The sequence below is a fragment of the Herbaspirillum sp. RTI4 genome (assembly GCF_034313965.1).
In the GTDB taxonomy this organism is placed as follows: Bacteria; Pseudomonadota; Gammaproteobacteria; order Burkholderiales; family Burkholderiaceae_D; genus Herbaspirillum.
The window spans coordinates 592378-604824 of record NZ_JAVIWQ010000002.1 but is presented as its reverse complement, the minus strand read 5'-3'; the positions used below and the strand labels follow the sequence as shown (position 1 = coordinate 604824).

Genomic DNA, 12447 nt, shown 5'->3' with positions numbered 1-12447 from the left:
CATGCGCGGGATAACATCATCGCTTTGGCCGATCCATTACAAGCCATTACCCGATGAATTGTTATCGTGCTGGCTTGTGCGTTTAGCTCATGGGCATGGACTTAAAGTTCAAACGTTTTGCAATCAGATATTCGGTAATAATTTACAGGTCTGGAACCGAGACATTGATAGGCTGGCACCAGCATGGCTTCTAGAAGAGCTTAGCTATCGGACTGGAACAAGTCCCCAAGTGGTTTGGAATACGACTTTACGTTCATATGAGGGATTTCTATATCGGAAATTTCGGTACGCGGGACCGCTGCATTGGATACTAGTGCTAAAAATGTATCACCGTAAGAGAAATGCGTACGGCCTCCAATTTTGTCCGACGTGTTTGGCGGAGGATTCTGTACCTTATTTTCGTAGAAGATGGCGGGTCGCTTTTTATACCGTTTGTAACGAGCATAAAACCATGTTGCTTGATCGTTGCCCAAAATGTGGTTCTTCAGTTGCGGCACATCGGTTGGACATTGGCTGTCTTGCTGGCCATGAGATTGGTCCGATATCGACGTGCCATGCGTGCAAGTTCGATTTACGAACAGGGATAAGAACAAAGCCTATTTCGTACGATAATCAGGCATTTGAATTACTAATGAAAGCAAGTAATTCTCTTTGTGACCCAGTTTGCCATGATATGAGATGGGAAATTGGACGGTATTCAGTTATGCATCAATTGGCCAGAATCATGACCACTCGATATAGGCATGCCAGCTTGCGTGATTTCATTTTGGATCGACTTGGATTTCCTGATATTCATTTAACCAAAGGACATATCTCTTTTGAAGTACGTCCTATCGAGGAACGTCATCATCTGATTCAATTAGCCGCTTGGTTGTTAGTTGATCTAGATAACAGATTAATGGAGGCTTGGCGCGCGCAAGCGGTCCGATACAACTTATTTCTGAAGGATTTCCCTGAGCATCCGAATTGGTATGGCAATTTAATTCAACGAATGGCACATGCGAAAGAACGAAAAATTCATTTCTAAATAGAATAATCGGATTTTTGTATTTGATCGAAAATAAGGAAATCACTGCTTTTATCCATACAATTTACGCCGTGAACACAGATGCCTGAAAATTTAAATAAATATATGGACGAAAAAATGTCAGACGCCAAACTTGAAAAAATAAAATATAACTACTCTAGTAAATTAGAGGAGAAAAAAATACACGCTCGGCAAGAGGAAATCGGTTATCTAGAGGCCGGTCTGCATTTGCGGTCTTTAAATGGGTTTTTATGGCGGGTGCCAGGAATGACAATTGCGATTACCGGTGGGCTTTGGTACGGTGTAACTCAGCTAGCTGCCGATATGCCAAAAATGCTGACATTAATTTTTGTTGGGACCTTCAATTTGCTTACGATAGTAGTTCTCTTCCGCTTGAGAGGATTAATCGGCAAGAATATCTTGGTGCAACAAAAATATCCTCTTGCAAATAAAAATATTCAAATAGCCATCGGGGCTCAGAAAAAGAAAATAAAAGATTATTTACCCAAGGGATATGTGGTTGTTTTTTGTTGGAGCCTTTTACTTTTATTCGCTGCCTCTCTTAGTTTTACGGGAGCGTTTTTTCCTTCAGTTGTGAAAAAAAACGAAGCGCCAACGCAAAGTTTATATCCTTTGCAATCCGAATTGGACGCTTCAATAAAAGCACAACTGTATTTTGAAACTGAAATTCGAAATGAAATAAAGGCATTAACACTGCGGCAAAAACAAATTTCTGAGCGGACTCCTCATGAAGTCAGAAAGAAAAATTAGAAAAATTTAGATTTTAATAAAAGCAAAAATACGACAATGTAGTGCAACTGTATTGAGAGCAATTATGGTTAGCTGGGAAAATTATGACTTATTTGGCGAACAATTTTTTCAAACGTATGAGCAATTAAGCTTTAATAAGATTCATCGTAATTTTTTAAAATATTTACCAGCAACTGGGACAAATTGTTTAGATATAGGTTCTGGTTCTGGCCGGGATGCCGTTGCCCTTGCTAAGCGTGGATATATTGTTACCGCGGTCGAACCCAGCGGTACATTGATGCGTTTGGCTAAGAGAACTCATAATCAATATAAGATCCATTGGATAAATGACAGTCTTCCTTCGTTATCAAAAGTACGAAGGCTAGATGAAAAGTATGAATTTATTTTATTGAGTGCGGTGTGGATGCACGTTAGCCCAGATGATAGGCAGCAAGCGTTGTTTTCGCTTTGTTCTATTTTAAGTAGAACCGGTCATGTTGCCCTAACTATTCGCTTTGGCCCGGCAAGCAAGGACCGGATGATGTATCCAGTCGAGATAGATGAATTAATAAAACAAGCAGAAAAAGCAGGATTATTTCTTATTTATAACGGGCGCAGGACTTTTGACTCCATGAGTCGCCTGGATGTATATTGGAAAAAATTGGTATTTATAAAAAAGTAAAACTAGATTTATTTTTAGCCATTGAATGCTTACTATTTGTTGATATGGATTAATTGATTTAATAGCATATCAATCTCTTCAATTGTAGTTAGGCTACTAAGGCTCACCCGCAATGCACTTTGTGCGACGCCATACTCTATACCCATAGCAAGAAGAGTTTTTGGGGGATGTAGCGACCCAGAGGAACATGCGGATCCCGTCCCGACAATGATACCTGCAAGCGCGAGTTCTTGAGCGAGATATTCCCCAGACGTGCCGGCAATTGAAAAGCAGCTTGTGTTAGGCAGTCTTTCTGTATTAACGGAATGCATGGTTACTGGAAGAGCCTGGGCTAAGTGTTGTTCGAAATAGTCACGAAGGGCTTCAATCTTGCTGGCAGCAAGGAGATTCAGACTTTGAACAGCCGCTGCTAACCCGGCCAAGGCCGGGGTATTCATTGTTCCAGATCTCAGTCCTTTTTGCTGGCCACCACCTAATATCAATGGTTTTAGTTCAATTCCAGGGCGGCAATACAAGCCGCCAATGCCCTTTGGCCCGTGAAATTTGTGCGCTGAAAATGAAAGCAAATCAACGTCACTCCAATCCTCCTGAAGGTTTATCGCGATCTTTCCAACTGCTTGCGTTGCATCGGTATGAAAAAGCGCCATTGGACTAAGCTTGCGGACTAATTGGCCAATTTCGTGGATAGGCTGGAGTGCGCCGGTTTCGTTATTCGCCGCCATAATTGAGACGAGTTGCGTATTTGGTGTGAGTAAATTTGCAAGATCGGCGAGAAGAATAATGCCTTGGCCGTCTACAGGGAGATTCACTACCTCTTTACCGCAAGTGGCGGCTTGCGATGCAGAATCAGAAACTGAAGGATGTTCTATCGTACTGATGACAATTCTGCCGTGTGAGGAGTCTGAAAAATTTGAAAATATCCAATTATTAGACTCAGTGGCACCAGAAGTGAAAGTAAAGCATGTCGGATCTTCTGCTTCCAGTAGGAAGGTCATGGCCGCGGCAGCATCGTCATACGGCCTGTTGGCACCGGTCAGTTCGGCAGTTGATGTAGACGCATTGAAATAACATTCATGCAAATAAATTTGCATCGCTGTTATTGCAGCTGAACTTGGCTTAGTGGTCGCGTTATTATCTAGATAAATCATGCGGGGACGAGAAGATCTCTATATTGGCGTTGAATGATTTCAACGATTTCTGGAACGACAGTTTCGATATCAATGAATGGCACCTGGGCGTATATGGAATCGGGCTGGCCAATTCGCACAAGCATATGTCCGCGTCCGAGCAGCCTTTCGGCGCCACCGTTTTTTATACCCATCGCAATTTCTGAGGTCGCTTCATTATCTACTTTTAATATCAGCCTGTTTCCTAACTGGGAGCGTAGTTGCATTGGCATTGCATCTTTGTCAGGACGTTGCGCAGCAAAAATTAAAAAAATACCAGCTGCACGGGCTTTTACGCTTAATCGGCTAACTACATCTGGCACAGCTTTTCGATATTCTTCAATCATCATCCAGTCAGTAAATTCGTCATGAATTACCCATAGCGTCGGCATTTTTTTACCTGTTGCGCGCCGATAAGCGCCGATGTTTGGTACACCGGCTTCTTTGAATAATACGTAACGATTGTTCATCTCAGTGACGAGGTTTTTTAGCATCTCAATAGCTTCTTGCGTGTCATCAATGATGCGGCCAGAACCTGCCTTCAGATGCGGAAGACCTTCAAGAGGACGGTAATCGAGGCCAAATTTTGGATCGATGAGATATATGAGCGCTTGATCCGGGGAACGTGATGCTGCGATCGTTATAAGAATATTTTGAATTAAAATTGATTTGCCGCTTCCAGTTATACCCGCCACTAGTGTATGCGGTTGGGATAGCGGATCAAGCAATATTTGTTTGCCATCTTCTTCGGCGATGCCGATGGAGATACTTTCACCAGCGTTAAGCGCGTCAAAATTTTTAAGATAATCTAATAACACTCTTTCGGTGTGCAAAATTTCTCGTATCGGCCGTTTTACCGCAATAGAGATTCTTCCGGACTCGGGCATGACACTAATAATCTGTATGCCGTCTGAAGTGAAGATTTCACTGGCGCGTGATTCTATAGCTTGAACAGTTAATTCTTTTGTTCCTTGCAATTTTATAATGCCCGCGTTAGGGGTAAGAATAGGAGAAAATTCTTCACTAAGCTTTGCTGTCAAGCCTCGACTTATTAGTGCTTGACGTAGCTGAGCAGTGACGTCTTTGAGCCAAATATTTCCGTCTGTTTTAGAACTTTCGAATTGAGACGATGCAGCGTCAAGGAAGCTAATTAGTTCATGGTTGCCATTGGTTCCCACTGCATTTTCAGGAGGCAATTCTACCGCGACCGTTTTAATTTCTTCTTTAGGCGAGTCATGGTCATTGTGAATCGCACTCGTATCAGTTAGAAGATTTGGGTTGCCCTCGATGTTTCCGACCGAGCTGTCCGTTAAATGGGAGGCTTTCGGATTTAACTTTGGCGTAAGTATTTGGATTTTGCCCAGCCCAAATGAAGGATGGCCATTTCGAATTCGCATTTCATTGGTGCTTTTGCCATCTTCCCTCTGATATTGCATTAAAAGTTCACGAACATCGTTCGGAGAAAAAACTTCCTGAATAGCATCAAGCGCTATTTTAGTTTTTGGCGCAGGCACGCCTTTAACTGACGATTCTTGAGCGGAATAATCCTGTGGTTCATACACGAAGACATGAGAATAGCCGTGTATCCGAAATGAGCAATCCCGGTTACGTATGGCACGCCGCCAAGCGATGGCATCAAGGGCAGGTTTTCCCGAGACCGTCACGGTTTGGAGAATAAGCAAATCAGAGAGCCTGGCTAGCCAAATATCTTGGTCAATGGTAGGTGCCGTACCATTAAGGGCTTCAGCCAATTGGGACAGTGTGTCAACAAGCTGCTTTGCTGAGTTGCTGGCCGCATTGCCCACGGCATCATTTGTAACGAATTTTGCCTCGGTAACGATGACGTCCAAGTGCAGCGAACCATCTTCTTTGGTGGTCGGTGCAAGAACTAATAGATCAGCAATTTGGGCACCTTCTTTTTTGCCGAGCCATTGACTATAGTCATCTAAAAAGCACCATGCGATAGCCCGCTCAAGTCCAAGCTCCGATTGGACAATATATCTTGATAAGACCATTCCCAATAGTTCGTTTGTATTGTTCGCACGTCGAGCTGCTTTGAGAATTAATCCGCCGGAAATGCGATTTGCGTCGTCGATAAATTTTTTGCTTAGATTAACTATGAAATTCTCGGCAGTCTCTGACACCAATATTGCTTTAATTTTCTCTTTAAGGGTATTTACCAGGAGGGTGTCACGGGCATCAGAAGAGATGATTAAATTACGGCCATGTGTAGCGGATTGAATATATCGGATGACCTTGACCTGGCACGCTTCGAGAAGTTTTCGATCCAGAAGCTCATCCTGGTTGACTACCCACGTTGCCAATTCATGTGTCTCTTTAAAAATTCGTTCAACACTTTGATCATCGAAGTCCAGCCTTCGCATTAGCACCGGGCAATCGCCGGCTTTCCATGCTTTTTCCGCGCCATTTGCACAAAGTTCCGCGATGGCATAGAGATAGGTCCATCCTGTTTCGGTCTGCGCAGGGCAAACCAGCTGCAGGCGCACTTTACGATCACCTGCAATGACTGGAAATTTACGACTCCATTGATGTGGTTTTAATTCAATTGGAGCAACGGTTTCCCGATGTACCCATTCCCATATTGCTTCAGACTCATTGGATATGAGGTCACGGCAGTATGCAATGTCTACCGGCTGAGCGCGCCCTGTTCGCCTCAACCGGTTCGCAGCCGTTATATTTACCCTTACTTTGGCAAGAAAATCTCCAGTAGCTTCAGTTGAATCACCTTCCGCCTCTGTACCGCGGGACATAATATCGCGGTAAATTTGTCGAAGCTGTTTTTCGTCACGGTGTACGAGTAGAACCTGACAAGTAATTTTGGTGCCATCTCTTTTTTCGTTAATTCGGTTAATACTTTTTACGACGGCTAAGGGTAATGTTGGGGAGGCACAGTTATAGAGAAGGATTGAAAGATTGTCTCTTTCGTGCGGTTGAAGACGCAGGTATTCGCCGACCTCATGCTCAATTGTTGCGGAGGCAGAGGCCGAGCCGTCATCAGATTCGGCCAAAATGGGTGCCTTTGATCGTTTTGCTGAGTGATGAAGGGTGTAGCCAGAAAATGCCTGAGCGACAACTCGTTCAGAGGGAGATTTGTTTTCCCAAATTAAGGCCATTTCTGGGTATAGGGGGTGAATTTGGAGTTGTTCCAACTCACGGAAGAATAGCGCGCCACTGGCGCCATCAGAAAATGGCAGGCGCCCATTTTCGAGCAACTGATGTATGAATCCAAGGAGCTGATGTTGTCGTGCCGCTGTCGCCTCCATACGCAGCGGATGCCATGGGCAAACGATAGCTACAGAGTTCCGTCCCCCAGATCGTTTGACTTGTGCCAATCCCACGGAAAGTAATATCTGAAGTAAAGACCTCCGTGCATTTTCATGAGAAAGCTGATTAATCTCAAGTAAAAGCGTACGGTACGCCGACGCAATCTCGGCTGTATAGCCGTGAGCCATGGCGTCTTTGCGCAGGCTTAAAACGCCATTGTTATAGACCTCTTCGAATAATTTGAACCTGGTCTGTAAACTTAAACTAGCGTTTTCTGAGAACCATGATAAAGCTTCGCCTTCCTTGATTAATTTATGCCAATCTGCCGCTAATGATTTGATTCGATCCTGCGCCGGCACAAATGCGCCGCGCCCACCTCCGCGGACGACATCAGCGAAACCCTCTGTGTTTTGCAATGAGAGCGAAAGAGGTAGACCCTTGCGTCCAACCCCCTCATATTCTGCAAAACAATGGACTAGCGTGGTTGCTTTTTGGTTATGGTATCGACAGATAGCATCGAAATCCGGAGTTTCCTGTGCAAGAACAGATTCGATGGGGAATTTCCACGTTAAAGCTAACATGCCGATCTTACGGCCCGTGTTGCCGTTCTTTGTTTGAAAAACCGAGGCAAAAAATTCTAAAGTAATAGCTTTAGTCGTTTTCTTTGCGTTTTTGAATTTCGGCTTATCTTTCAACTTAGGCAGTACCTCCTTGGAGTACTTAAGTACCAAGGTATCTTTGAAACGGATTTTGTTGTTTGTTAGAGCGCTGAGTGACCCATATGATCTTTCAAAATATTCACACGCGCGCTGATTACTTTCCATGAAACTATTTGGTTTGCTCTGTCTACGCCCTTCGAGTTCGATGTATGCCGACTCGTCTAATCCTAGACCGCGGACTGTCCGCTGTAAGCACTCGAAAATTCCTTGAAACAAATCAAAGCATTCAATTTTTTTGCCATGGACATAATCTTCCCATTCAATGAAAAGCTTCGTGTCCTTTTCTAAAGTTTCAGATTTTCGCTCGAAGAATTCTCGAAAATCTGGCGGTGCAGTACCTGACCTGCGAGTAACTTTTTTTAGTGATTCAATGACTAATATGTCGTCGTCAGTTGGCACGACCCCTTCATCATCTAAAGCCTTGCGAGTGCGGTCGGAAAAATCTTTCGATGAGCTTCGTCTATTTTTATCGAAGCAATGGCGTGTATAACTCCAATCGAATTCGAAAAGCAGATTTTCTGTTGCCGCGTTACGTTTTCCTTCGGAATCTATATAGCTTGAAAATGCATCTAGAACGTCCTCAGGAATTGGCGGCTGTTGTTCATCGGCCAATAGCCTCGCTAGTGTCTTGCGCAAAGTTTCTGTATCTAGCAATTCTTGTGACGGGCCTCGCTTGTCAACGTAACACTCTAAGGTGTAGTGGCTTTTGAATTTTTCTGCCCATTGCGACGCCTGTCCCATCTTTTTATCGTTCAAAGAACTGAAGCAATCATCGAAACGGGGAAGACCAATAATTGGCAGCGATCTTCCGGCCGCTCTTGTTAGGGGTTCGTCCTTGAATGCTTCAAGAACTGCCTCTAGATATTCACCTACCTTCGTAGTCGGGCATCGTCCGGTATCAAATAGTCCCTTTAAAAGGGCCTCTGCCTTTGGAGTTTCATCAGGTAAAAGCGCGCGTTTTACATTCCTCGATACAAAATCGACCCAAATATGAGCGATATTTTTATCTTTTAAATCAGAGGCATCCGTTCTATCACTATCGGCCAGTGATGCCTCCGCATCATTTTCCACCTCGGCAGTAAGTACGATGAGACCACTTCCTCGTGGTTGGTTGCGTACACCAACCGCCGAGTCATCCGTTAGATAAAGCGGATTAATGTCGTGGCCGGATAATGCCGTCGCGGGAAACTGAAGTCTTAGCCGCGTTGTTTCTTGGCCTTTTGCATCTTTAGCTCTAATAAATCCAACTAACTGGTCGGCGGAAAATCCCGACAACACATGGAAGGCTCCTCGAGAGTCGTCGTCTTCCATTAAAGGCTTGAATTTTAATAGAACATACTCAAGGGCAATGGCTCCAACAAGCGAGTCCGGTGCGGAAATTTCTGAAAGGGTTTTCACGCGTGTTCATCCATTGGATTAAGTACATAAGTACAGGCATCACTCATCCTTTGCGCGAGTCCCATGCCTATTAGATGTTGGACCAGTCTGTCACGATTTTTCTTAAAATCAGTTTCGTCAAAAAGTGTAGCGCGTACGGTAGCCTTTGCTTCGACGGGACCTATGACAATACGATATCGATCATAGAGGCGGCGTAGAAAAGCGCCTTCCTCCACAGGGGCGGTAACATTTGCAAGTACCAATGCTCGTAATAGGCCGTCAGTTGGTGCATATCGAAAACGAGTGGTCCCACGACGAGAAACAAATCCACATCCGGTTGCGAGACCGGTCAATCCATCTGCAGCATAGCTTCGATAAAATTTATCTGCAAAACTATAAAAATTTTGGATTAATGACTTGGTGTCAGGAGCATTCGCCATACCTTCCTTATTTAGGGCGCATGATTTTTCCAGGAAGTGCAAAAGGTAATCCCTTTTGGATTCGTCGTCTGCCTCGTTATTGGCGAGCATTCGCTTTAAATCTGGATCCGAAAATAGCGTTGTATCAATAAATGTTCGTACCGCTTGGCTTCCAAGTCCATCATTATCGAGATACGATGCGACGGCCGCTTTGCGGACTAAATCGCTTCGAGGAGCGAGAATTTCACAAACCATAGGCGGCATTTCGGGAGTTCCAACCCAATGGCTAGCGGTCTCTATTCCATAAAGATAAATATGCAATCCGAGCAGTGGCTGGATAAATTCAAATGAGTCCTGATCGGGCAAATCTAGATCGAGAATGGCAGAGATGTCCTCAGCCATTCTGTTGTAAGCGGGGTGTGTCTTATAGGGTAAATATGTCCCACTTTTTTTTTCGCCTTTATCGGGTTCATCCGACGATAAAAGGCGTAAGACCAATTTATTGCGGGCCCCATTGGGATCAAATGAATGTGCTAATTTTCTCTCGATTTTATTGCGGAGCTCCTCGGATGCGCGAGAGACCATTAAATAGCCGAGTTCTCCCGTACGAGTAAAAACTCTCCGAGTTCTTTCGAACTTGTCACCGCGCTCTAAAAGTGCCTCATAAAGAGCGGCTGGGCCGATAGGGAAAATAAATTGTGTCGTCCAGCCACGTTCGCTCTCCTGATCGATTGTGATATTTCGCAGCAGACGAACAACATTGACCAATTCGCCAAATGTTTCAAAGTTGTTCTTTAAATATGAAAAATCTGGGCTGAGGTTTTCTCCCACCGACGCAGAAATTTTCATAACTTCAAGCCATTTCTCCCAAGCTGAAGCGTCATCTCCTAATGAGTTGCGTAAAATTTCTTCCATTTGTGGGTTGTTAAAGAGAATATTGCGCAATTGGAGAGATCTATTTGCTACATATATCGGATTATCGGAAGGGGATGTATGTGCAAACAATTTCTTTTGGCGATACATTCCTTCAGCCATTCCCAAAAATTCCAGCATTAAAGCGGAAAATGGTTGACGTTCTATGCGGTGTCCCCAAATCGCTTCGATAATCCAAGAATCGTTTTGATTTTTTGATCCGGAAAAATCTTCCGTGTTATCTAATTCAATCATTTTTATTCTGCGAAATGGATGGAACGTTTATGAATGATCCCGGAGTCCTGAACCTCTATGAGGTTCAGGGTATGCGTGCTCGCTCTAATACCAAGATCACGTAAACACCTCTGCTTTAGGGACATAAAGTCCGATGACGATTCTCGAGAAAAGCTTGATGGCATTGCACCATCAGCTACGCGACAAAGAAATTCGTAACGTGGCAATGTTAAGCGAAATGTGAATGAGCGCCCATTTGTCGAAAGAATCACGTTAGGAATGGGGCTATTTTCGTTTAGGGCAATCTCCAATGCCGGTTCGTCACCATTGATATCTGCCTGACGAAGTAAAATATCGCTAACAGGTGAGGTTGTTAGATCTAAGCCGGTAGCAAAATAAATTTCATTTGCGTTCTCCGCTAACAATAAGCCCGTCCAAATACGATTAAGCCCGGAAGCGATTTTTCGTAAATGCGGGCGTGCTGGTCGTTTTCCGATTTCGAGCGGAATTAAAATTTCTTTAATATATTCGCCAGCGTGATGAAATACAGTCGTTTGCCAAAGGTGATATTTTTCTAATTGGTCGAGACTTGCATATAAAAATACCCTACGGCGTTCTACGGCAAGCTCCGATAAAAATGTTTCGGTAGCACCTTCGTCTGCTAAATCTCCTCGAATGTATTGATTGAGCATTTCATGAAATTGGGGGTTGCGCTGATCAAATTGATCGGGTGCGACCAAATCGTCATATGCGGCAGTTAGACTGGAATCTCTCGTTCCGAATACAAATAATTCGTCAAGGTCATTCGTTGTTTCTTCTCCGATATGCAGCATCGAAAAAAACCGATATACACTCCTTTTGTTACGCGTACTTTCCCTTAAATTTTCACCGAAAAGTGTGCGATGGAGCGCTGCCTTGTAGTGGGTTGATTTCTTTAGTAGCTGAGCAGCTTCTTTTCCTGGCCGAATTACGCCATCCTTGGCGTCGGGGTGACCCAGTAAGCCATTGGCAAGTAAGCAAAAAACGCCTCTTATCGGAAAGTGATAACCGGTCATATCCGCAATTTGCGCAAACATAAGAAGCTTAGCCCGAAGCTCCGGCGTATTAAGCAACATAAAATTTTTGCGAAGCGATGACCCTTCAGCAAAGAGCGGATTATCAGGCTCCTCTTCAAAGCATTTCCATTCCTCACGTTGCAATATCGCGTCCAGGCAGAGCGCCATGATTTCTTCGCTTCGGACGTGACTGAGATTAATTAACCTTAGGCGTTCCCCCTGATCTCTTACGCCTTGGGCGTGAAGCGCAATCAGATCCTTTTCAAGTCTTCGAACGTTTTCGCTTGTATCAATAGGAAGGGAACGAAATAATTCATGCATTTGCCCATCATTGACGGCAAGTACAAAGAATTTATTTGTGTCTCCATATACCGAAGCGGCCATTTCAGTTAAAACAGCGAGATCTTCGCCACTAGTTCGGACCCGTGCTTGATTTCGCCAGGCGGTGACATCGTAAATTAATGTGATGTGCTTTGGTCCATCTGCTGTTTCCACTTGAATAGTTTTGATTCCATCTGTGGTGCTGCTTGATGTGCCTTCTAGCGTTTTTACGAGATCGATACAAAGGGACGTCTTACCATCTCCTGCCGTCCCGGTTAATACAATATTTCGAAACGAACCAGTTTCGGGGAAGCAATCGAGTATTTTCTGACGAGCGGGATGCGTGAATGCGAGCTTCGAGATACCAAGAAATTTTGATAGTGAATCTACGGTTTCAGCTTGCATCGCCTCATTGCCGCCGACTGGACTATAGTTTCTTAGTAGGCGAACCCATTTCTCACCCTTTTTTTGTGTCAGCATGACTTCCCGCTTGAAAGTGG

General features: G+C 44.2%; 7 protein-coding genes and 1 pseudogene. 4 read left to right on the top strand and 4 right to left on the bottom strand.

Going from position 1 to position 12447, the window contains the following annotated elements:
• Position 1: 1 nt before the first annotated feature.
• The 4 genes and pseudogenes from RGU70_RS17660 to RGU70_RS02850 form a co-directional block, all read left to right on the top strand.
• A pseudogene (locus RGU70_RS17660) lies at positions 2-445 on the top strand (TniQ family protein); the annotation flags it as partial.
• Positions 446-451: 6 nt separating this feature from the next.
• Positions 452-1027, top strand: a complete 576-nt coding sequence (locus RGU70_RS02860) for a hypothetical protein (RefSeq protein ID WP_322207909.1) — start codon at positions 452-454, stop codon at positions 1025-1027.
• A gap of 81 nt (positions 1028-1108) precedes the next feature.
• Complete coding sequence (locus RGU70_RS02855) at positions 1109-1798, top strand: hypothetical protein (protein WP_322207908.1); 690 nt, start codon at positions 1109-1111, stop codon at positions 1796-1798.
• A gap of 64 nt (positions 1799-1862) precedes the next feature.
• Positions 1863-2459 (top strand): class I SAM-dependent methyltransferase, encoded by a 597-nt coding sequence (locus RGU70_RS02850; RefSeq protein ID WP_322207907.1) that lies wholly within the window; start codon positions 1863-1865, stop codon positions 2457-2459.
• A 32-nt stretch (positions 2460-2491) separates the two neighbouring features.
• On the opposite strand, the gene RGU70_RS02845 is transcribed toward RGU70_RS02850, so the two are convergent.
• The 4 genes from RGU70_RS02845 to RGU70_RS02830 are packed head-to-tail and all read right to left on the bottom strand — an operon-like array spanning position 2492 to position 12427.
• Positions 2492-3607, bottom strand: a complete 1116-nt coding sequence (locus RGU70_RS02845) for a cysteine desulfurase family protein (RefSeq protein ID WP_322207906.1) — start codon at positions 3605-3607, stop codon at positions 2492-2494.
• Entirely contained in the window at positions 3604-9027 is a 5424-nt protein-coding gene (locus RGU70_RS02840; RefSeq protein WP_322207905.1) for an FtsK/SpoIIIE domain-containing protein, read from the bottom strand. The genes RGU70_RS02845 and RGU70_RS02840 overlap by 4 nt, the downstream gene beginning before the upstream one ends.
• Entirely contained in the window at positions 9024-10592 is a 1569-nt protein-coding gene (locus tag RGU70_RS02835) for a hypothetical protein (protein WP_322207904.1), read from the bottom strand. The genes RGU70_RS02840 and RGU70_RS02835 overlap by 4 nt, the downstream gene beginning before the upstream one ends.
• Before the next feature lie 2 nt (positions 10593-10594).
• Entirely contained in the window at positions 10595-12427 is a 1833-nt protein-coding gene (locus tag RGU70_RS02830) for a hypothetical protein (RefSeq protein ID WP_322207903.1), read from the bottom strand.
• Between the last annotated feature and the right edge of the window lie 20 nt (positions 12428-12447).